The following is a 20,240-nucleotide window of genomic DNA, read 5'->3' as shown; positions in this document are numbered from 1 at the left end:
GGCCGGTGCTGGTCAGGCGCGAAAGCCACGAGGAAAGAAGCGAGGAAAGAAACGATCGGTCGACGATCCTTGGCATGCAATCTCCTTGCAGGTCGGGAGCGGACGGCATCCGCCGTCCGCGGGCGAGACGGCCGGTCCCGGAAGCGGTTTATGGCTTGGCCTTCGGCACACGTCCCATCAGGAAGAACTCATCGTTGGGACGCATGCCGATGGTGTTGGCCATCCGGTTGGACAGGCCGAAGAAGGCGGTGATCGCGGCGATATCCCAGGCGTCCTCGTCGGAGAAGCCGTGCGGGCGCAGCGCGTCGAAGTCAGCCTCGTCGATCTCGTGCGAGGCCTGGCAGACCTTGATCGCGAAATCGAGCATCGCGCGCTGGCGCGGCGGCAGGTCGGCCTTGCGGTAGTTGACCGCGACCTGGTCGGCCAGCAGCGGCTTCTTCTCGTAGATGCGCAGGATCGCGCCATGCGCGACCACGCAATAGAGGCACTGGTTGACGCCGGAGGTGGCGACCACGATCATCTCGCGCTCGCCCTTGGTCAGCCCGCCCTCCTTGTCCATCAGCGCGTCGTGATAGGCGAAGAAGGCGCGAAACTCGGCCGGCCGGTGCGCCAGCGCGAGAAAGACATTGGGCACGAAGCCCGCCTTCTCCTGCACCGCCAGGATCCGCTCGCGGATATCGTCGGGCACCTGCTCCAGCGTCGGCACGGGGTAGCGGCTGATCGGCTTGTCGGCCGATGCAGTCGAGGACGGACTGGCTTGCTGCGATTCGCTCATCGTGGTCTCCTCGGTGGGTTCCGGTTGATCCGGCTGTCGGCATGGCCCCGCGCGGTGTGCGGGGGCCTGCGACAGTATCGGCCAGCCACGGCGGCACGCCAAGCCTCGCGGGCCGGCGCCCAAGCGCGCGGCCGGCTTACTGCCCGGCCGGCTTACTGCGAGGCCAACTTACTGCGTGGCGAACTGGATGCGGTGCAGCCCCGCGTACAGGCCGTTCGCGGCCAGCAGTTCGGCATGGGTGCCGTGCTCGGCGATGCGGCCCTGGTCCAGCACCGCGATGCGGTCGGCGTTCTCGATGGTCGACAGCCGGTGCGCGATCACCAGCGTGGTACGGCCGACCATCAGCGATTCGAGCGCGGCCTGGACCTGGCGCTCGGACTCCGAATCGAGCGCCGAGGTGGCCTCGTCCAGGATCAGGATCGGCGCGTCCTTGTACAGCGCGCGCGCGATCGCCAGGCGCTGGCGCTGGCCGCCGGACAGCTTCATGCCGTTGTCGCCGATATTGGTCTGCAGGCCCTCGGGCAGCGCCTTGACCACGTCGGTCAGATAGGCGGCCTCCAGCGCGCGTTCGACCCGCGCCAGGTCGATCTGGTCGGCCGAGTGCACGCCATAGGCCACGTTGGCGGCGACGGTGTCGTTGAACAGCACGACGTCCTGGCTGACGAAGGCGATCTGGCGGCGCAGGTCCTTCAGCGCCAGCGCATCGAGCGGCTGGCCATCGAGCAGGATGCGCCCTTCGGTCGGATCAAAGAAGCGCGGCACCAGATTGACCAGCGTGGTCTTGCCGCTGCCGGACGGACCGACCAGCGCCAGCACCTCGCCCGGGCTGACGCGCAGCGACACGTCCTGCAGCGCCGGGCGCCCGGCATCGCCGTAGCGGAAGCCGACGCGGTCGAACACCAGCTCGCCGCGCGCGCGCTCCAGCGGCAGTCCGCCGTGCTGCGGCTCGACCGGCTCGTCGATCAGCCGGAAGATCATTTCGGCGGCGGTCATGCCGCGCGTCAGCGGCTGGTTGATGTCGGTCAGGTGCTTCAGCGGCGAGATCAGCAGCAGCATCGCCATCACGAAACCGGTGAAACCACCGATGGTGGTCTGATTGCCCTGCGCCTGCACCATCGCGATGGTGATGATCACCGACAGCGCCAGCGCCGCCAGGAACGCGGTGACCGGCTGATTCAGCCCGCCCGCGACCGCCATCCGCATCGAATAGTTCTTCAGCCGCTCGGCCATCGCGCGAAAGCGCGCCAGTTCGTAGGTCTCGCCGCCGTGCAGCTTGACCACCTTGAAGCCGCCGGCCGCTTCCTCGACGACGTAGGCGGCGCTGTTGGTCAGCGTCTGGTGCTCGCGATTGAGCTTGCGCAGGCGCCGGTTGATCTTCGACATCAGGTAGCCGATCACCGGCAGGATCACCGCCACGATCAGCGTCAGCCGCCAGTTCGTGTAGAACAGGTAGATCAACAGCGCGACCACGGTCAGCGAGTCGCGCACCAGCGTGATGAAGACGCTGGTCAGGATCTGCAGCACCTGGTTGACCTCGAAGATCACCGCATTGATCAGCGACGCCGCGGTATTGCGATGGAAGAACATCGCCGGCACATGGAGCATCCGCTCGAACATCTGCAGCCGCATCTTCAGCAGCACGCGATTGGAAATCAGGCTGAGCAGATAGCCGGAAGCGAACTGCGCCAGGCCGCGAATCAGCGCGACGCCGGTCAGGATCGCCGGCACATGCCACAGCTTGCCGGCGTAGTCGCCGCCGAAGCCCTTGTCCAGCAGATCGTTGACGACCTTGGGGATCACCCCTTCGCTGGCGGCCACGACGGCCATCGCAATGATGGCCGCGATGAAGATGCGCAACTCCGGGCGCAGGTAGGACCAGAGTCGGGCGGGCATGGTTTGCACACCTGGCGTCGATGGGCGGGACAAGAACACTCCTTCGGAATAATCAGAGGCGCCGGTGAGCCCGGGCCGGAGACCGGAAGCGGGCACCGGCGGGGTCGGCCCGGCGCAGAGGCTGGCAGGGGCCGGGGTACAATGGCGCCGCGCTCGACCGGGGCGATACCGTGCCGATGGCGGTCGGATCGCGGCTCGGTCGCGTCATACAGCAGGCCATACGACCACGTCAATGAAACTCTCCGTCGTCATCATCACCCGCAACGAAGCCCACAATATCCAGGCCTGTCTGGAGAGCGTGAAGTGGTGTGACGAGGCGATTATAGTGGATTGCATGAGCGCGGACGCCACCCCGGCGATTGCCCGGGACATGGGCGCGCGCGTGATCCAGACCGAAGACTGGCCCGGCTTCGGGCCGCAGAAGAACCGCGCGGTCGACGCCGCGACGGGCGACTGGATCCTCAGCATCGATGCCGACGAGCGCGTCAGCCCCGCGCTGCGCGACGAGATCCTCGCGGCGATCGCCAGCGGCAGCGCCGACGGCTACGAGATGCCGCGGCTGTCGCAGTTCTGCGGCCGCTTCATCCGCCATGGCGGCTGGTATCCCGACTATGTGACGCGGCTCGTGCGCCGCGGCCATGGGCGCTTCAGCGATGCGCTGGTGCACGAGAGCCTGATCGTGCAGGGCCGGCTCGGCCGGCTGCGCGAACCGCTGACGCACTACAGCTATCGCGACTACTCGGACGTGCTGCGCAAGATCGACAGCTATTCGTCGGCCGGCGCCCGCCAGGCATTCAGCCGCGGCAAGCGTTCTTCTCCGCTGGCCGCCGCGGGCCACGGCCTGTGGGCCTTCGTGCGGACCTGGCTGCTTCGGCGCAGCATTCTCGACGGGGCCGAGGGCTTCGGCGTCGCGCTGATGAACGCGCAGGCGAGCTACTACAAATACCTGAAGCTGTGGTACCTGGGCCGGCAGCAGCCCGGCGGCCAATGAACGGCCAACGACCCGCAGCCATGGCTTTTCTCCCGTCCGGATATCCGTGTCCATGAAGATCGGCATCTCCTGCAACCGCTTCGGCAAGGGCGGCGGCTTCGAACGCTATGCGCTGGACCTGGCGCGCGGCCTGATTGCGCGCGGCGAGCGCCCCGCGGTGTTCGCGCGCCGCTTCGACGGCGACATTCCCGAGTACGGCCAGGTCGACCGGCATCTGGTGCGCGTGCGCTGGCTGCCCGGCAAGATGCGTGACACCGCGTTCTCGTGGGGCATGCGCGACGCGCATCGCCACTGCGATCTGCTGATCGGCTGCAACCGCGTGGTGGGCGCCGACCTGGCGGTCTGCGGCGGCACCCATCGCGGCTACCTGCGCGCATCGGGACGCGCGCCGACCTTCTGGGACCGGCGCCAGATCGAACTGGAATCGCGCCACTATGCGGCCGCGCGCCGCGTGGTCGCGCATTCTCGATTGATGGCCGACGAACTGGCCGAGCTCTATGGCGTGCCGGCCGACCGGCTCGCCCTGCTCTATCCGCCGGTGGACACCGCGCGCTTCCGTCCGGTCGACGACCCCGCACGCGCGGCATTGCGCCAGCGCTTCGGCTTTGGCGACACGCCGGTGTTCCTGTTCCCGTCGTCCGACCACTCCCGCAAGGGCCTCGATGTGCTGGCCCGCGCGCTGGCCGGCAGCGGCCTCGATGCAACGCTCGCCGTCGCCGGCCGGCCGGTCGGCAAGACGCTGCCCGGCGTGCGCGAACTGGGCTACTGCGCCAATATGGCCGAGCTCTATGCCGCCGCCGATTTCACCGTGCTGGCCTCGAGCTACGAGCCGTTCGGACTGGTCGGCATCGAGTCGGTGCTGTGCGGCACGCCGGTGCTGCTGGCCGACAATATCGCCTGCCTCGAGGTGATGGACGATGCGGTGGCGCGGCGCTTCGCGCGCAGCGACGTGGCGGCGATCGCCGCCGCGATGCGCGAGGCCGCCGCGTGGTCGGAGGACGGCGGCGCGCGGATCGCCGAGCCGCGCCGGCATCTGCGCTACAACCCGGAACCGGCGGCGCATCTCGATGCGCTGCTGCGGCTCGGCGGCGCCTGAACGGCTACGCGTTCGTCGAGCGCGGCGGGCCCGCCGCCTGGGCAGCGTGCTCCAGCTGCCGCGTGCGATTGGCGATGATGCCCAGCAGTGTCGCCGAGGTCAGCCCGAAGAACGCGGTGTTCATCACCAGCGTGAAGACGTCGATCGTCAGCCCGAACACCACCGTGCCCAGCGACAGCACCAGGCCCATCGCGGCCGCGGTGGCGATGTCGGGATCGGCCGAATGGCGATGGCGCCAGAAATAGATCGCCGAGCCGTAGTACAGCAGCAGCAGCGCCGCCAGGCCCAGCAGCCCCATCTCGGCCAGCGTCGAGAACAGCTCGTTGTGCGCGTGCGGATGGACGATCGCCGGCGAGGCCTCGCCGCGCTCGGCGAGCACCTGCAGATTGTCCTTCAGCGTGCCCTTGCCGACGCCCAGCGCCGGTTCCCGCTCGAACAGCGTCCAGGCCGCCTGCCACAGCTGCAGCCGCAAGCCGATCGAGGTGTCGGCATCGCCCTGCGCCAGCCGCTCGAAGTCCGAGGTCGCGGCGGCAATCCGGCTCTGCACCACCGGCGTATTGAGCGCGGCCATCGCCCCCAGCGTCAGCGACGCGGCGAACACCAGCATCAGCCGGCGCGGACGCATGCGAGCCAGGTCGAAGCGGCACAGCAGCACCCACAGCATCACCGGAATGGCGATCCAGCCGCCGCGGCTCTCCGAGGCGTACGAGGCATAGCAGCCGGCCGCCAGGCCGAGCAGGCGCAGCACCTGCTCCCAGCGCGGGCGGCCCCGTTCGGCCAGCGGAATCGCGCCCATGAAGCCGAGCACCAGCGCGGTGTCGCCGAACGGAATCGGGTTGGTGAAGGGATTGCCGGCGCGGCCGGACATCACCCACTCGGCCGGCGAGAACAGGATCAGCACGGACCAGAAGCACGCGCCCAGCGCGCCGGCCACGCAGCCCCACTGGAACGGCCGCAGCCGCTCGGCCGGCACCGCGGCCAGCAGCAGGAAGATCGGCACGGACAGCAGCAGCCGCGACGGCGAATCGAACGCGCGTGACGGCACCTCGCCGGTCAGCAGTGCCTGCAGGCCGATTGCCAGCGGATAGGCCGTCATCGCCACGACGTACCACTTGTAGCGCAGCAACAGCTCTCGGCTCTGGCGGCGGTTCTCGGCCTGGCTCAGCCACAGCAGGCTGAAGGCCAGCACGACGAAGAAGCAGTAGCCGGTGCCGCCCTGCAGGGTCAGCATCAGCACAGGGGACAGCGCCGCGGCAATCGCCGCGACACCGATGGAAACACGATGCATGCTCATGGGGTGAAATACGGATCGGCGCCGGAACGGCGTTGGCGGGCACATTGGCCATGAGCCGAAAACAAAGGGCGGCCGGGGGGCGCCACGCGGCGCATTATACCGTTGCCCCTTGCGCCCCCTCCCTGCGTTGGGGGGCCGGATCGGCATGGTATCGTTCGGCCTTGCCGCGATGGGGCCACCCGCGGGTGGCGAGCGGACAGCAAGCAGATTGGCAAGCAGAGAGGAAGCGAGGATGAGCGGTACGGCGAATGGCGGCGAGGTGCGGGCGACGGCGGACGCAGGTGACACGGCGGACGCGGCGAATGCGCGGGACCGCGTGTGGCCGTCCGCGACCCTGCTGCTGATCACCTATAACCAGCAGCGCTTCATCGCCGGCGCGATCGCCGGCGCGCTGGCCCAGGACTACCCGGACCTCGAGATCATCGTCTCGGACGACGCCTCGACCGACGACACCTTCGCCGCCGCGCAGCGGGCGCTGCAGGGCTACGCCGGCCCGCATCGCGTGACGCTGCGGCGCAACCCGGTCAACCTCGGCATCAGCGGGCATCTGAGCCAGCTGGTCGAGCTGTCGCACGGCGAGCTGATCTTCGTCGCCGCTGGCGACGATATCTCGCTGCCGACGCGCTGCCGCGAGGTCGCGCAGGCCTGGCTCGCGCACGGCCGCAAGCCGGACCTGATCGCCACCGACCTGATCGACATGGACTACGAGGGCGTCGACCACGGCACCATCGCGCACAGCGAGCTCGGCATCTATGACAGCGTCGATCGCTGGATCGCCGAACCGCCGGTCGTCATCGGCGCCTCGCATACCTGGACGCGCCGGCAGTTCGAACGCTTCGGCCCGATCGCGCCCGGCATGATCTCCGAAGACCAGATCACCACGCTGCGCGCGGTGCTCGGCGGCGGCGCCATCACGCTGCGCCGGCCGCTGGTGCGCTATCGCCGCGGCGGCGTCTCGGGCAAGCGCAAGTGGCGCACGCCGGCCGACTTCGTCAGGCGCATCCAGCTGACCAACCGCAGCTCGCTGGCCGAGACGCTGCAGTTCATCCAGGACGCCGAGCTGGCCGGCGCCGGCGACGCGATGCGCCGCCACAAGGCCGGCAAGCTGGCCCGCGAGACCTTCACGCGCGACATCTTCGCCGCGAGCAGCAACGGCGAGCGGCTGCGGCTGCTGCTGCGCGCGCGTGACGTGCGGCTGGGCCACCGGCTGCGGATGTTCCTCTATGCCGCCTGCCCCGGCATCTATGCGCCGTTCTTCGCGCTGGGGAATCTGGTGAAAGGGATGAAGGGGTGAAGGGGTGAAGCGCTGAGGGGCTTCGGTACTCCCCTCTCCCGCTTGCGGGAGAGGGGTTGGGGGAGAGGGAAGCGGGCGCTTCCTGTAACCCTCGACGCTCGTTGACCCGCCCTGTTCCCTCTCCCCTACCCTCTCCCGCCAGCGGGAGAGGGGGCCGATAACGGCCGTTATCGACAAGGCGCGCGTCTTGCCGACTCGCTGCCCCTCACTCGTACAACGTACTGACGCACTCCGGCGACAGCGCCGCCCGCAGTGCCGCCAGCGTGTCATCCGACGGCACCACCTGCCAGGCCTGGCCCAGCACCGCCTCGCAGACCGCCGAGGCGCTCGCGTACTGGATGCAGACCGGCAGGCCCGCCGCGCCAGCGGAGGCGGCCAGGTGCGGCGTCAGCAGCTCGCGCAGCATCGCGGTCGACGAATTGCCGTTCAGCGACAGCTTCAGCGCGCGCGCATGGCGGATGCGGGCGGTGGTCAGGTCCATCACCGTTTCCGCGGTGAAGCGCACGCCGCCGGTAAAGGTGTCGTGGCGCGCGTTGCCCTGCGCGATCAGCAGCTCGTCCTCGCGGAACATGTGCCGGTTGGCGTCGAACACCTCGTTGAACACCGTCATCTCGATCTGCCCGGTGCCGTCGTCGAGCAGCACGATCAGCATCTTGCCGCGCTGGGTCATCTGGGTGCGGATGCCGGTGATCACGCCGGCGACCATCTTGCCGCGCACGTCGCGGCCATAGCCGCCGCCGTTGCCCTGCACTTCCTTTTCCAGGGCCGCCAGCGTGCCCTTGACGAAGCGCCGCACCTCGTCGCGATAGGCGTCGAACAGGTGGCCGGAGAAGTAGTAGCCGAGCGCCTGCTTTTCTTCCTGCAGCATGCGCTTGGGCGTCCACGCCGGCTCGTCGATCAGCTCCGGGCGGTGCGCGTCGCCATCGTCTGCCATCAGGTCGAACAGCGACACCTGGTTGGCCGACTCGGCCTTCTGCTCAGCGGCCTCCATCGCGCGCGGCACCGAGGCCAGCAGCTGGGCGCGATTCGGATGCAGCGTGTCGAAGGCGCCGGCGCGGATCAGCGCTTCGATCGTGCGGCGGTTGACCTGGCGGCGGTCGACGCGCTCGCAGAAGTCGAACAGGTCGGTAAAAGGCCGTTCCTCGCGCGCGCGCAGGATGTCCTCGATCGCGCCCTGGCCGGAGCCCTTGATGCCGCCCAAACCGTAGCGGATCGTCTTCGCATCGGTCGGGGCGAAACGGTATTCGCTGGCATTGACGTCCGGCGGCAGCACGCGCAGCCCGTTGGCGCGGCAATCCTCGTAGAGGATCTTGACCTTGTCGGTGTCGTCCATCGCCAGCGACATGTTGGCCGCCATGAATTCGGCCGGATGATGCGCCTTCAACCAGGCCGTGTAGTAGGCCAGCAGCGCATAGGCGGCGGCGTGCGACTTGTTGAAGCCGTAGCCGGCGAACTTCTCCATCAGGTCGAAGATCTCGTCGGCCTTGTCGGACGACAGCCCGTTCTTCGCGGCGCCCTCGCGGAACAGCTCGCGGTGCTTGGCCATCTCCTCGGGCTTCTTCTTGCCCATCGCGCGGCGCAGCAGGTCGGCGCCACCGAGCGAGTAGCCGCCGATGATCTGCGCCATCTGCATCACCTGCTCCTGATAGACCATGATGCCGTAGGTCTCTTTCAGGACGGGTTCGACGCGCGGGTCAGGATATTCCACCTTCTCGCGGCCGTGCTTGCGCGCGCAGAAGCTCGGGATCAGGTCCATCGGGCCGGGGCGGTACAGCGACACCAGCGCGATGATGTCCTCGAAGCGGTCGGGCTTGGCGTCCTTGAGCATGCCCTGCATGCCGCGGCTTTCCAGCTGGAACACTGCCACCGTGTTGGCGGACTTCAGGATGTCGAAGGCGGCCGGATCGTCGAGCGGGATCTGGCTGCAGTTCCAGTCGGCCTTGCCCGGATCGAGCCGGCGGATATAGCGCTCGGCCCAGTCGAGGATCGTCAGCGTGGTCAGGCCCAGAAAGTCGAACTTGACCAGGCCCGCGGCCTCGACGTCGTCCTTGTCGTACTGACTGACCACGCCGCTCATGCCGTCGTTCTGGCCGCCCTGCGTGTACAGCGGACAGAAGTCCGTCAGCTTGCCCGGCGCGATCAGCACACCGCCCGCGTGCATGCCGACGTTGCGGGTCATGCCTTCGACGCGCTGCGCCAGCTCGAGCAGCTGGCGCACTTCCTCCTCGTTGTTCTCGCGCTCGGTCAGCAGCGGCTCTTCCTTCTTGGCCTCCTCGATCGTCACCAGCTTGCCGGGCTTGAACGGGATCAGCTTGGCCACGCCGTCGACGAAGTTGTAGCCCAGATCGAGCACGCGGCCGACGTCGCGCACCGCGGCCTTGGCGGCCATGGTGCCGAAGGTGGCGATCTGCGACACCGCGTCCTTGCCGTACTTCTCCTTGACGTACTGGATCACGCGATCGCGGCCGTGCTGGCAGAAGTCGATATCGAAGTCGGGCATCGACACCCGCTCCGGATTCAGGAAACGCTCGAACAGCAGCGCGTATTTCAGCGGATCGAGGTCGGTGATGCCGAGCGCGTAGGCGACCAGCGAGCCGGCGCCCGAGCCGCGCCCCGGACCGACCGGCACGCCGTTGTTCTTGGCCCAGTTGATGAAGTCGGCCACGATCAGGAAGTAGCCGGGGAACCCCATCTTGATGATGATGCCGGTCTCGAACTCGAGCCGCGCGTAGTACTCGGGACGCTTGGCCTCGCGCGTCGCCTCGTCGGGGAACAGCACTTCGAGACGGCGCTCCAGCCCTTCCTTCGACATGTGCACCAGATAGTCGTCCAGCGACATGCCGTCCGGCGTCGGGAACAGCGGCAGGCGCGGCTTGCCGAGCTCGAGCGTCAGGTTGCATCGGCGCGCGATCTGCACCGCGTTCTCGAGCGCCGACGGGATGTCGGCGAACAGCGCGCACATCTCGTCCTGCGTCTTGAAATATTGGTCGGTGGTGAAGCGGCGCGCGCGGCGCGGATTGGCCAGCAGCTCGCCCTCGGCGATACAGACGCGCGCCTCGTGCGCGGTATGGTCGTCGGGGGTCATGAACTGGACCGGATGCGTCGCGACCACCGGCAGCTGCAGCGCGGCAGCGAGCTGGACCGCGCGTTGCACATAAGCCTCGGTACCGGGATGGCCGGCGCGCTGCAGTTCGATGTAGTAGCGCTGCGGAAACACGCTGGCCCAATGCTGGGCGGCGCGCCGCGCGGCCGCCTCGTTGCCGTTGGCCAGCGCCTGCCCCACGTCGCCGCCCATCGCGCCGGACAGCGCGATCAGGCCAGTCGACAGCGGCAGGCCGTCCTCGCCGGGTTCCTCGAACCAGCCGGGCTCGAGTTCGGCGCGGCCGCGGTACTGGTTCGACAGCCAGGCGCGCGACAGCAGCACGCACAGGTTCAGATAGCCGCGCCGGTCCTGCACCAGCAGCAGCATGCGCGCCGGCTTGTCGCGATCGTCGGCGTTGGTCAGCCAGACGTCGGCGCCGACGATCGGCTTGACGCCGCCGCCGCGCGCCTCCTTGTAGAAGCGGATCAGGCCGAAGGCATTGGCCAGGTCGGTCAGCGCGAGCGCGCCCATGCCATCGGCGGCGGCGGCCTTGACCGCATCCTCGAGGCGGACGATGCCGTCGACGATCGAGTATTCGGAATGGAGACGGAGATGTACGAAGCGGGGCGAAGACATGGGCGCCATTGTACCGGCGCAGGCTGTTTGCCGGGCCGCCGGCGGGCAACGAAATCCGCATCCGGATGCGGTTGCGCGGCGATCGGGCCGGCGGGCGCGGCGCCGTCCGTCCGCCCGAACCGCTATAATTTCGCGTTTCCAGTCAGGCAGTTAATGGCGGCAGCGGGTGGCTGCGCGGCGCGGTCCACGGACCTGTCCCGGCGCCTTCTCCGGCGCTTCATCCGGCGCTTCATCCGGCGCATCGCCGGCGCGTCCGACATGCCGCCACGCCATCCTCCGCAGTCCATGCCGCAGTCCATGCAGATCGTCAATATTTCCGCCTACAAATTCGTCACGCTGGACGACATCGAGACGCTGCGCGCGGCCCTGCGCGAGCGCTGCGAAGCGGCCGGGCTCAAGGGCACCGTGCTGCTCGCCCCCGAAGGGATCAATCTGTTCCTGGCCGGCAGCCGCGAAGGCATCGACGACGTGGTGGGATGGCTGCGCGCCGATCCGCGCTTCGCCGACCTCGAACCGAAGGAGAGCCTGTCGGAAACGCAGCCGTTCAAGCGGATGCTGGTGCGGATCAAGCGCGAGATCATCACGATGAAGATGCCGCTGATCCGGCCGGAGGAAGGCCGCGCGCCGTCGGTACGCCCCGCCGACCTGAAGCGCTGGCTCGACCAGGGCCATGACGACGAGGGCCGGCCCGTGGTGATGCTCGACACGCGCAATGCGTTCGAGGTCGCGGTCGGCACCTTCGAGCAGGCCGTCGACTACGGGTTGCAGAAGTTCAGCGATTTCCCGGCGGTGGTCGCCGAGCACAAGGACGAGTTCGCCGGCAAGACCGTGGTGTCGTTCTGCACCGGCGGCATCCGCTGCGAGAAGGGCGCGATCCATATGCAGCAGGCCGGCATCGAACGCGTCTATCAGCTCGAGGGCGGCATCCTGAAGTACTTCGAGGAGGTCGGCGGCAGCCACTATCGCGGCGACTGCTTCGTCTTCGACTACCGCACCGCGCTCAATCCCGAACTGCAGCCGGCCGGACCGAAGCAGTGCTTTGCCTGCCGGGCCGTGGTCACGCCCGAGGAGCAGCAGAGCCCGCACTACGTCGTGGGCGTCAGCTGCCCGCACTGCCATGCCGACCGTGCGGCGCAGCGCGAGTCCGAATCGAAGCAGGAAGGGAAAGCGGCGCGGGCCTGATTGCCTGCACGCCGTCGCAAGGCATGCGCCCGCGCGCTAGGCCGCCAACAGGTGGTACAGATTGCGCAGCATGCCCGCGGTCGCGCCCCAGATGAAGCGGTGCCCGCCGCCCTCGCGCGGATACGGCATCGCATAGAACATCCGCTCGCCGTCGACCCAGCGGAACAGCCGCCGCTGATGGCGCGACGGATCCATCAGGAAGGCCAGCGGCACCTCGAACACATCGGCGACCTCGCGCGCATCGGGGCGCAGCGTGAAGCCATCGCGCACCAGGCCCACGACCGGGCTGACATGAAAGCCGGTGCCGGTGATGTAGTCCGGCAGCGCGCCCAGCACCTCGATGTAATCCCGTCCCAGCCCGATCTCCTCCTCGGTTTCCCGCAGCGCGGTGGCGACCCGGTTGGCGTCCTCTGGCTCCCAGCGGCCGCCGGGAAAGCTGATCTGCCCCGCGTGCGCGCTTAGATTGGCGTTGCGCTGCGTCAGCAGCACGGTCAGGCCGTCGGCGCGCTGCACCAGCGGCACCAGCACCGCGGCGTCGCGCAGGCTCTGCCTGGGATCGTAGGCGCGCGACTCGTCGGTCAGCTCGGGCTGCCAGGCCGGCGGGGTCAGGAAACGATGGCGGATGAAGTCGGGCCGCAGGCGCGGCTCGGAAAGCGGTGGATGTTGGCTGTCGACGGAGACGATCGGCAGCGCTTCGGGATCGAAGGCGGGGCGCATAGCGGCACAAGTATGACAGAGGTCGCCGCGGCGCATCGGCGGCCCGGCGAGACGGCGGCATGGCCACGATGTGGGCGGCCATGGGGCCACCATGCAAAAAGGGCACCCGAAGGTGCCCTCGAAGACGGGGCGCGAACCCCGTCGATCGCTCCGGCCGGCGTGGCCGGCCAGGCGCTGCGTCTTACTCGGCAGCGACCGCGGCCTTGGAGGCCTTGGTGACGAGCTTTTCCTTGATGCGAGCGGACTTGCCCGAACGCTGGCGCAGATAGTACAGCTTGGCACGGCGCACATCGCCGCGACGCTTGACTTCGATGCCGGCGATCAGCGGCGAGTACAGCTGGAACGTACGCTCCACGCCCTCACCCGACGAGATCTTGCGCACGATGAAGGACGAATTCAGGCCACGGTTGCGCTTGGCGATCACCACGCCTTCGTAAGCCTGCACGCGCTTGCGGTTGCCTTCGACCACGTTCACGTTGACGACGACGGTGTCGCCCGGCGCGAATGCGGGGATGGTCTTGTTCGCGGTCAGACGCGCGATCTCTTCCTTCTCGATCTGCTCGATGATGTTCATCGTTTCTTCTCCTGTGCCATCGTGCCGGCGTTGCATGCCTCGCCTGATGGCGCGGCCCCGACAGAGGATGGGGTTTCAACTGGCGGAGGCTTGCCCCCGCCCTTCCTTCGCCGCCCACTCCGACAAGAAGCTCTCGTCGGCCTTGGTCAGCAAACCTTGACGGCGCGCGGACTCGATCAGGTCGGGCCGCTTGCGCGCCGTATTGGCCAGCGCCTGGCGGCGCCGCCATTTTTCGATCTCGGCGTGATGGCCGCCGAGCAGAATGTCCGGGACCCGCACGCCTTCGTATTCCTCGGGCCGCGTGTAGTGCGGACAATCGAGCAGCCCGTTGACAAAGCTGTCCTGCACCGCGGATTGCGCGTCGCCCAGCACGCCGGGCAGCAGCCGCACCACCGCGTCGATCAGCGCCATCGCCGGCAGCTCCCCGCCCGACAGCACGAAATCGCCGAGGCTGATTTCCTCGTCGACGCGGCGGTCGATCAGGCGCTGGTCGATCGCCTCGTAGCGGCCGCAGATCAGCACCAGCCCGGGGCGCCGCGCCAGCTCGACCACCTTGGCGTGCGTCAGCGGCGCGCCCTGCGGCGACATCAGCACCACGTGGGCAGGCCTGGCACCGGCATCCGCCTGCGCCGCCACCGCGGCGTCGATGGCATCTTCCAGCGGCCTGGCCAGCATCACCATGCCGGGTCCGCCCCCGTAGGGACGGTCGTCGATGGTGCGGTAGTTGTCCGTGGTGAAGTCCCGCGGATTCCAGCTGCGCAGCGTATAGCGCTGCTGCTTGGCGGCCCGGCTGGTGATGCCCCAGTCGGTCAGCGCGCGGAACATCTCCGGGAACAGCGTGATCACGTCGAACTGCATCCGTCTCACTCCTGTTCCATTGCCGCCATTACCTGCCGTTGCCTTGCCGCCCCTGGTGCCGTGGCTAGTAGTCCAGTCCCCAGTCCACCACGATGCGCCTGCCGTCGATATCGACGTGGCGCAGATAGGCGTCGACGAAGGGAATCAGACGCTCGCCCGGCTTGCCGTCCGGCAGCGCGTAGGCAACCTGCAGGATCTGATGGGCGCCGTTGTCGATCAGCCCGGCGACTTCGCCCAGGGCCTCGCCCTGTTCGTTGCTCACCGTGCAGCCGATCAGATCGACCCAGTAAAACTCGTTCACTTCGGGCGCGGGGAAATCCTCGCGCCGGATCCAGACGCGGCGCCCCTTGAGCGCCTCGGCCAGATTGCGGTCCGCCACACCGGACGCCTGCGCCACCACCGTGCCGCTATGCTCGCGCGACTGGGCGATCTTCAGGCACAGCGGTTCCGCATCGCGCGCCGCGGACTGGGCCACCGGCCTCGAAGCCGGAGCTTCGGGCTGCAGCAACCACCAGCGCCGGGCATGCAGCAAGGCGCCGGCATCCTGGGCATGGGGCTGGACCTTGATCCAGCCGCGCACGCCATACGCCGCGGCGACATAGCCGACCTCGATCAGGTCTTCGGGCAGGGCTTGTGCATGCACCAGCGCGGCGGGGATACGCACCTCGCGCACCTCGCGCACCTCGCGCGGCGTGCCGGTCCCGGCCCCTCTCCCGGTGGCACCGGGCGGCAGGTTCAACGGCCGCCGTTGCGTGCCGCGCGCGGACGTGGCCACGGCAGACTAGCGGTAGTGAAAATCAGACAGCGAAAATCAGGCAGCGGCCTTGGCGCCCTGCTTGACCAGACGGGCGACGGTCGGCGACAGTTGGGCGCCAACGCCTTGCCAGTAGGTCAGGCGGTCTTGCGCCAGACGCAGACCTTCTTCGCCTTGCGAAGCCAGCGGGTTGTAGAAGCCGATACGCTCGATGAAACGGCCGTCGCGGCGGTTGCGCGAATCAGCTGCAACGATATTGAAGAACGGGCGCTTCTTGCTGCCGCCACGGGCCAGACGGATTACGACCATGGGTGAATTCCTCGAAAAACGGGGTGTTCGAACACGAAACACAAGAGTATAGCCCAATTACTGAGGCCAAACAAACACTTAGGATGCCCGACGGCGGTGTGGGCCGATTGACGGCCGCGTCACGCGTCGGCATCGTGGCAAGAACACCAATTGCAGGAGGGGTCGTGCGCTATTTCAGTCACTTTTCCACCATCCTGGCCGGCTTTGCCGCCACGCTGTTCCAGACGATTGTGCCGAGCGCGCAAGCCCAGTCGCTGGAGCAGATCCAGTTGCCGCCCGGCTTTCGCATCGAGCGGCTGACCGGCGACGTGCCAGAGGCGCGCGGCATGACCTTTTCTCCGGGCGGCACACTGTACGTCGGCAGCCGCGGCGCCGGCAAGGTCTACGCGGTGCAGGCGCCGCTCAGCGGCAAGCCGGTGGTCCATACGGTCGTCAGCGGCCTGACGCTGCCGATCGGCGTCGCGTGGCGCGACGGCGCGCTCTATACCTCGTCGGTCTCGCGCATCCTGCGGCTGGACGGCATCGAACAGCGCCTGTCCAATCCGCCCAAGCCGGTCGTCATCAACAACCAGCTGCCTAGCGAGACCCACCACGGCGGCCGCTTCATCGCCTTCGGACCGGACGGCTACCTGTACGTGCCGATCGGCGCGCCCTGCAATGTCTGCACGCGCGACGAGGGCCGCTACGCCAACGTGATGAAGATGAAGCCGGACGGCACGGACCTGCAGGTCGTGGCCAAGGGCGTGCGCAACACCGTCGGCTTCGACTGGCATCCGGCCACCGGCGAGCTGTGGTTCACCGACAACGGCCGCGACTGGCTTGGCGACGACCAGCCATCCGACGAGCTGAACCGGGCGCCGCGTGCCGGGCTGCATTTCGGCTTTCCGTATTGCCACGCCGGTGATCTGCGCGATCCGGAGTTCGGCAAGCAGCGTCCCTGCTCCGAGTTCCAGCCGCCGGTGGCCCGGCTGGGCCCGCACGTGGCCGCGCTTGGCATGCGCTTCTACACCGGCACGCAGTTCCCCGCCGAATATCGCAACAACATCTTCATCGCCGAACACGGCAGCTGGAACCGCAGCGAACGGATCGGCTACCGCATCACGCGCGTGGTGCTCGACGACAGCGGCAAGGCGGTCAGGCAGGAGGTGTTCGCGCAGGGGTGGCTGCAGGATGGCCAACCGTGGGGCCGGCCCGCCGATGTCGAGGTCGCGCCCGACGGTTCGTTGCTGGTCAGCGACGATATGGCCGGCGCAATCTACCGCATCCGCTATGCGCCATAGCCGAGGCGACGACCGTCGATCGCCGTCGCGGGCGGCGCTCGCGCGGGCGGCGCCGGAGATGAGAACAGACCGCATTCGCAGGCGAAACAATCCGTTACACCGGTAACGGGATTGGCATAGGCGCCTGCTGGCAGCGCTGCGTACCATGATCCCAATCTTCTTGATAACGACAGCAAGCGAAGGCTCTGGGATTCCGCATGCTTTTCCGCTCTCTCCTGCGCGACGCCGCGGCCGCCACCGTGCTGGTGGCGTCGGTGCTCGGCCTTGCGGCCCTGAGCCATGCTCAGGGCGGCTGGTCGCGGCAAGGCGCCGACATGCGGGATGGTTTCGGTGCACGCCTGCTGCCGACCGGCATGGAACGCACCGTGATGCGCGCGGAAAGCCCCGATCACGTCCGTGCCCAGATCGAGCGGATGGAGGCGCGTGCCCGCGCCGACAGCCGGCTGAACGGGCGCCCGAACCCGCCCGCCGAACGCGGGGTTCCGGAACGTACGCCGACTTCCGACCGCAGCGCGCAGAACGGCAGCGGCGTGTCCGGTGACAATCGCCCCGCCAATGTCGGACCCGGCTGGCAAGGCTCCGGGCGCGAGACCACCCGCTAGTCCCGCTCCTCCCCATCCTGACTGCAATCAGCGGCCGCCCCAACGCGGCCGCCTTGCTGTCGCGCGTGTTCAGGCGCTTTTTTGCGCTTCCAGCGGGGATCGCTGGCGCGATTCCCGCAGCCTTCGCCGATCGCGATGGGCTCGAAACTCCCCGCCGGAACTCCACCCCCCTTTCAACGGTCCAATAGCTTGTGGCGGCCGAAGCTGCGCCGCCACCTGGCTGCCGCCCGGCGCTGACCGGTGTTCAGCAGCGTGCCGTCGATCGCAGGCGGCGAACGCACACTGACATGCCCTCTCCTTCGGATCGTGTCGCGATGGGCGCGGCCTTCGTCCAACCAACCGACGAGGTTCGTATGCTATCCATGCTGACCGACCTGGCTCGACACGCGGGCCAGCTCACTCTGACCATGCTGTTCATGGGAATTCTGGCTGCCGTGCTGTACGGCGAAACCAATCTCGGCGTCCTGCTGGGCGTCGTGTCGAACGCGCCGCGCTGACGGCCATCGGACGCTGCTGCAAGACAGGTCATTGCAGGTTTTGCACCAGCGCCCTTGGCCGGCGGTCGACTCACGATCCGCCGGCCTTCAACCAGGTCATCGAAGCGGGCGGTGCGGCGTACAATGTGCGCTGCACTGCCCGCTTCCATCGTAGGGTCGCCGGCTCGGTGCTCTTGTCGGCCCCGGTCCGAATCTCGGCAGATTTTCCCTTCCTCACGTCCACGCCCATGTCCGCCGCTCCGTCCTCCGCCTCGCCCGCCTCTCCCGCCATCGCCGCCGGCATGGACCGCGCGCCGATGCGCAAATCGAAGCTGCTGACCGTGGCGCTGGCGTTCCTGCTCGGCAGCCTCGGTGCCCACCGCTTCTATCTTGGCGGCCTGCGCGACCGCTATGGCTGGCTGCACCTGCTGGCCACGCTGGCCGGCGTGCTGGGCATCGCCTCGATGGTGCTGCACGTCGGCGCGCCGGCGCTGAACTGGACCTTTGCGGTGGCGGGCGGCGCCTCGGTGATCAGCGCCTTCCTGGCGGCGATCGTCTACGGGCTGCGGCCGGACGAGCGCTGGGACGCGCGCTTTAATGCCGACGGCGAGCCGACCCGCTCCGGCTGGCCGGTCGTGATCCTGGTGATCCTGTCGCTGCTGATCGGCACCGGCCTGCTGATGGCGGGGCTCGCCATCAGCTTCCAGACGTTCTTCGAGTCGCAGGTCGAAGCGGCGCGCGAGCTGTCGCAATAGCACCGACGAAGACCGTCCGCGGCGAGCAGGCACGCCATGCGCGCACCCTTCGTTTTGCTGATCCACGTCAACCCCATTCCGGCATTCGTCGCCCATACTGAACCCGTTGTTTGCCAGGTCGGTGAACCCCAGGAGTGCACATGAACGTTCCCAGCTATGAAGTGGGCCGGGTGGCCGCGTTGACCGTCAGACTGATGCGCGCGTCCGGCCTGTCGCACGACGACGCGGTCGCGGCGCTGGATCTGGCCTGCAGGATGATGGACGACGACATGGCGCCGCGGCCGGCCGGCCCGGTGCGGGCAGGCGCAGTGCGTCCCCCTGCCGCGGCGAACCCTGTGCGGCCGGGCCGGCAATGAGCTAGGCCGCCGCCAGCCAGTGGCGCACCGCGGGGTGTACCGTCTCGCGCCAGCGTGCGCCGCTGAACAGGCCATAGTGGTCGCATCGCTCGATCGTCAGCCGTTCGCGGCACCGTGCCGGCAGGCCGCTGCACAGTCCCTGCGCCGCATGCGTCTGCCCCGGTCCCGAAATATCGTCGCGCTCGGCTTCGACCGTCAGCAAGCGGGTTCGCCGCAGACTGTCGGGACGCACCATCTCGCCGCCGACCCGCCACGCGCCCTTGGGCAGCAGCATCTGCTGGAACACCACGCGCAGCGTGTCGAAGAAGAATTCCGCGGTCATGTCCAGCACGGCGCCGTATTGCGCGACGGCACGCTCAATCTCGCGCGCGGTATCGGCATCGGCGGCCTGGCGCCGGCATAGCCAGTCGAACATCAGCGTCGCGTGGCGGTCCGGCTGCGCCGCGACCAGCGCCGGATATTGCAGAAAGCCTGGATAGATGCGCCGTCCGGCGCCGGCATAACCGCTCGGCACCACATCGATCGCGGTCGCCTCGAGCCACGGCAGCGACAGCGTGGCGGCGACGCGATCGAGCGTGGTCGGCCCCAGCCTCGCATCGATCGGCCCGCCCATCAGCGTCAGCGTCGCCGGCTCGGCGCCATCGGCCTGCGCCATGCGCGAGACCGCGGCCAGCGCCGGCACTGTCGCCTGGCAGACCGCCAGCACATGCAGACCGGTGGGATCGAGCTGGCGGATGAATCGCTCCACCAACAGTACGTAGTCGTCGAGACCGAACGCGCCGGCTTCGCGCGGCACATCGCGCGCATCGGCCCAGTCGGTGACGTAGACGTCCGCGTGCGGGAGCAGCGCCGCGACGGTATCTCGCATCAGCACCGCGCGATGCCCCGCCAGCGGCGCGCACAGCAGCACGCGCGAGCGCGGCTTGCGGCGGGACGGCGAGGCACACTGGAACGCCCGCAGCGTGCAGAACGGCGTCACGGACACCGTGCTTTCGGCCACCGTCGTGCGCATGCCGTCCACCTCGATATCCTCGAGTTCGAAATCGGCCGTGCCGAACGGCGCAAGCCAGGTCTGGAACCAGCGGTAGTAGTGCTCGAAACGGCGACGGTGCGTGGCCGCGGCCAGCGGATACGGCCCGGCGGCGAGCGCCTGCTGGGCCAGCTCGCCCCAGATCACGACTGGATCGAAGGCACGGCCGCCGTGCTGCATCAGATGGATCATGGCTTCCCCAAGGCGGCGCCGGGACGGGCAGGCGCGGCGGATCGAACAGCCATTATGGACAGCGTGCCGGGCTTGTACAAACCCGCAGGTTCAG

Annotated in this window: 19 protein-coding genes; 9 read left to right on the top strand and 10 right to left on the bottom strand. The window is 68.4% G+C overall.

What is annotated here, in order from left to right:
• Nucleotides 1-148: 148 nt before the first annotated feature.
• Together B551_RS20910 and msbA are read right to left on the bottom strand one after the other, a co-directional pair.
• On the bottom strand, nt 149-775 hold the full coding sequence (locus B551_RS20910) for a peroxidase-related enzyme (protein ID WP_006576998.1): 627 nt from the start codon (nt 773-775) through the stop codon (nt 149-151).
• 168 nt (nt 776-943) lie between these two features.
• Nucleotides 944-2,668 carry a lipid A export permease/ATP-binding protein MsbA gene (msbA, locus tag B551_RS20905; RefSeq protein ID WP_006576999.1) on the bottom strand — a complete coding sequence of 575 codons (1,725 nt, stop codon included), beginning with the start codon at nt 2,666-2,668 and terminating at the stop codon, nt 944-946.
• A 232-nt stretch (nt 2,669-2,900) separates the two neighbouring features.
• Here msbA and B551_RS20900 point away from each other — a divergent pair, with 232 nt between their 5' ends.
• Nucleotides 2,901-3,659: a glycosyltransferase family 2 protein gene (locus B551_RS20900; RefSeq protein WP_023264939.1), complete on the top strand. Its 759-nt coding sequence runs from the start codon at nt 2,901-2,903 to the stop codon at nt 3,657-3,659.
• 52 nt (nt 3,660-3,711) lie between these two features.
• Entirely contained in the window at nt 3,712-4,755 is a 1,044-nt protein-coding gene (locus B551_RS20895; RefSeq protein ID WP_006577001.1) for a glycosyltransferase family 4 protein, read from the top strand.
• Between the two features lie 4 nt (nt 4,756-4,759).
• On the opposite strand, the gene B551_RS20890 is transcribed toward B551_RS20895, so the two are convergent.
• Nucleotides 4,760-6,043, bottom strand: a complete 1,284-nt coding sequence (locus B551_RS20890) for an O-antigen ligase (RefSeq protein WP_006577002.1) — start codon at nt 6,041-6,043, stop codon at nt 4,760-4,762.
• Nucleotides 6,044-6,281: 238 nt separating this feature from the next.
• On the opposite strand from B551_RS20890, the gene B551_RS20885 reads away from it, so the two are divergent.
• Nucleotides 6,282-7,343: a glycosyltransferase gene (locus B551_RS20885; protein ID WP_023264937.1), complete on the top strand. Its 1,062-nt coding sequence runs from the start codon at nt 6,282-6,284 to the stop codon at nt 7,341-7,343.
• A gap of 205 nt (nt 7,344-7,548) precedes the next feature.
• Here the strand turns inward: B551_RS20885 and dnaE are convergent, their stop codons facing one another.
• Nucleotides 7,549-11,061, bottom strand: coding sequence for a DNA polymerase III subunit alpha (gene dnaE / locus B551_RS20880; protein WP_006577003.1), 3,513 nt, complete (start codon nt 11,059-11,061; stop codon nt 7,549-7,551).
• A 297-nt stretch (nt 11,062-11,358) separates the two neighbouring features.
• On the opposite strand from dnaE, the gene B551_RS20875 reads away from it, so the two are divergent.
• Nucleotides 11,359-12,243, top strand: a complete 885-nt coding sequence (locus tag B551_RS20875) for a sulfurtransferase (RefSeq protein WP_052511446.1) — start codon at nt 11,359-11,361, stop codon at nt 12,241-12,243.
• Nucleotides 12,244-12,279: 36 nt separating this feature from the next.
• Here the strand turns inward: B551_RS20875 and B551_RS20870 are convergent, their stop codons facing one another.
• The 5 genes from B551_RS20870 to rpsP form a co-directional block, all read right to left on the bottom strand.
• Entirely contained in the window at nt 12,280-12,960 is a 681-nt protein-coding gene (locus B551_RS20870; RefSeq protein WP_006577005.1) for a CoA pyrophosphatase, read from the bottom strand.
• Nucleotides 12,961-13,141: 181 nt separating this feature from the next.
• Complete coding sequence (gene rplS / locus B551_RS20865) at nt 13,142-13,534, bottom strand: 50S ribosomal protein L19 (protein WP_006577006.1); 393 nt, start codon at nt 13,532-13,534, stop codon at nt 13,142-13,144.
• Nucleotides 13,535-13,609: 75 nt separating this feature from the next.
• Nucleotides 13,610-14,392 carry a tRNA (guanosine(37)-N1)-methyltransferase TrmD gene (trmD, locus tag B551_RS20860; RefSeq protein ID WP_006577007.1) on the bottom strand — a complete coding sequence of 261 codons (783 nt, stop codon included), beginning with the start codon at nt 14,390-14,392 and terminating at the stop codon, nt 13,610-13,612.
• A 64-nt stretch (nt 14,393-14,456) separates the two neighbouring features.
• Nucleotides 14,457-15,167 carry a ribosome maturation factor RimM gene (gene rimM / locus B551_RS20855; RefSeq protein ID WP_023264936.1) on the bottom strand — a complete coding sequence of 237 codons (711 nt, stop codon included), beginning with the start codon at nt 15,165-15,167 and terminating at the stop codon, nt 14,457-14,459.
• A gap of 36 nt (nt 15,168-15,203) precedes the next feature.
• Nucleotides 15,204-15,455: a 30S ribosomal protein S16 gene (rpsP, locus tag B551_RS20850; protein WP_006577009.1), complete on the bottom strand. Its 252-nt coding sequence runs from the start codon at nt 15,453-15,455 to the stop codon at nt 15,204-15,206.
• A gap of 164 nt (nt 15,456-15,619) precedes the next feature.
• Here rpsP and B551_RS20845 point away from each other — a divergent pair, with 164 nt between their 5' ends.
• The 5 genes from B551_RS20845 to B551_RS20820 all read left to right on the top strand — a co-directional run bounded on the left by B551_RS20845 (nt 15,620) and on the right by B551_RS20820 (nt 18,924).
• Nucleotides 15,620-16,735 (top strand): PQQ-dependent sugar dehydrogenase, encoded by a 1,116-nt coding sequence (locus B551_RS20845; RefSeq protein ID WP_006577010.1) that lies wholly within the window; start codon nt 15,620-15,622, stop codon nt 16,733-16,735.
• Between the two features lie 197 nt (nt 16,736-16,932).
• Nucleotides 16,933-17,337 carry a hypothetical protein gene (locus B551_RS20840; protein WP_006577011.1) on the top strand — a complete coding sequence of 135 codons (405 nt, stop codon included), beginning with the start codon at nt 16,933-16,935 and terminating at the stop codon, nt 17,335-17,337.
• 287 nt (nt 17,338-17,624) lie between these two features.
• Nucleotides 17,625-17,834 carry a hypothetical protein gene (locus B551_RS20835; protein WP_157072056.1) on the top strand — a complete coding sequence of 70 codons (210 nt, stop codon included), beginning with the start codon at nt 17,625-17,627 and terminating at the stop codon, nt 17,832-17,834.
• Between the two features lie 281 nt (nt 17,835-18,115).
• Nucleotides 18,116-18,568, top strand: coding sequence for a TM2 domain-containing protein (locus B551_RS20825; protein WP_006577014.1), 453 nt, complete (start codon nt 18,116-18,118; stop codon nt 18,566-18,568).
• A 140-nt stretch (nt 18,569-18,708) separates the two neighbouring features.
• Nucleotides 18,709-18,924, top strand: coding sequence for a hypothetical protein (locus B551_RS20820; RefSeq protein WP_006577015.1), 216 nt, complete (start codon nt 18,709-18,711; stop codon nt 18,922-18,924).
• Between the two features lies 1 nt (nt 18,925).
• Here the strand turns inward: B551_RS20820 and phaZ are convergent, their stop codons facing one another.
• Nucleotides 18,926-20,146, bottom strand: a complete 1,221-nt coding sequence (gene phaZ, locus B551_RS20815; protein ID WP_006577016.1) for a polyhydroxyalkanoate depolymerase — start codon at nt 20,144-20,146, stop codon at nt 18,926-18,928.
• Between the last annotated feature and the right edge of the window lie 94 nt (nt 20,147-20,240).

It is taken from the genome of Cupriavidus sp. HPC(L) (assembly GCF_000307735.3).
Classification (GTDB): Bacteria; Pseudomonadota; Gammaproteobacteria; order Burkholderiales; family Burkholderiaceae; genus Cupriavidus.
Note: the sequence above shows the minus strand (reverse complement) of the source record. Positions and strands in the feature narration are given on the sequence as shown.

Excerpts from the sequence above, each read along its gene's own strand:
- B551_RS20910 (WP_006576998.1), bottom strand. The coding sequence starts at position 775 with ATGAGCGAATCGCAGCAAGCCAGTCCGTCCTCGACTGCATCGGCCGAC.
- msbA (WP_006576999.1), bottom strand. The coding sequence starts at position 2,668 with ATGCCCGCCCGACTCTGGTCCTACCTGCGCCCGGAGTTGCGCATCTTC.
- B551_RS20900 (WP_023264939.1), top strand. The coding sequence starts at position 2,901 with ATGAAACTCTCCGTCGTCATCATCACCCGCAACGAAGCCCACAATATC.
- B551_RS20895 (WP_006577001.1), top strand. The coding sequence starts at position 3,712 with ATGAAGATCGGCATCTCCTGCAACCGCTTCGGCAAGGGCGGCGGCTTC.
- B551_RS20890 (WP_006577002.1), bottom strand. The coding sequence starts at position 6,043 with ATGCATCGTGTTTCCATCGGTGTCGCGGCGATTGCCGCGGCGCTGTCC.
- B551_RS20885 (WP_023264937.1), top strand. The coding sequence starts at position 6,282 with ATGAGCGGTACGGCGAATGGCGGCGAGGTGCGGGCGACGGCGGACGCA.
- dnaE (WP_006577003.1), bottom strand. The coding sequence starts at position 11,061 with ATGTCTTCGCCCCGCTTCGTACATCTCCGTCTCCATTCCGAATACTCG.
- B551_RS20875 (WP_052511446.1), top strand. The coding sequence starts at position 11,359 with ATGCAGATCGTCAATATTTCCGCCTACAAATTCGTCACGCTGGACGAC.
- B551_RS20870 (WP_006577005.1), bottom strand. The coding sequence starts at position 12,960 with ATGCGCCCCGCCTTCGATCCCGAAGCGCTGCCGATCGTCTCCGTCGAC.
- rplS (WP_006577006.1), bottom strand. The coding sequence starts at position 13,534 with ATGAACATCATCGAGCAGATCGAGAAGGAAGAGATCGCGCGTCTGACC.
- trmD (WP_006577007.1), bottom strand. The coding sequence starts at position 14,392 with ATGCAGTTCGACGTGATCACGCTGTTCCCGGAGATGTTCCGCGCGCTG.
- rpsP (WP_006577009.1), bottom strand. The coding sequence starts at position 15,455 with ATGGTCGTAATCCGTCTGGCCCGTGGCGGCAGCAAGAAGCGCCCGTTC.
- B551_RS20840 (WP_006577011.1), top strand. The coding sequence starts at position 16,933 with ATGCTTTTCCGCTCTCTCCTGCGCGACGCCGCGGCCGCCACCGTGCTG.
- B551_RS20835 (WP_157072056.1), top strand. The coding sequence starts at position 17,625 with ATGCCCTCTCCTTCGGATCGTGTCGCGATGGGCGCGGCCTTCGTCCAA.
- B551_RS20825 (WP_006577014.1), top strand. The coding sequence starts at position 18,116 with ATGGACCGCGCGCCGATGCGCAAATCGAAGCTGCTGACCGTGGCGCTG.
- B551_RS20820 (WP_006577015.1), top strand. The coding sequence starts at position 18,709 with ATGAACGTTCCCAGCTATGAAGTGGGCCGGGTGGCCGCGTTGACCGTC.
- phaZ (WP_006577016.1), bottom strand. The coding sequence starts at position 20,146 with ATGATCCATCTGATGCAGCACGGCGGCCGTGCCTTCGATCCAGTCGTG.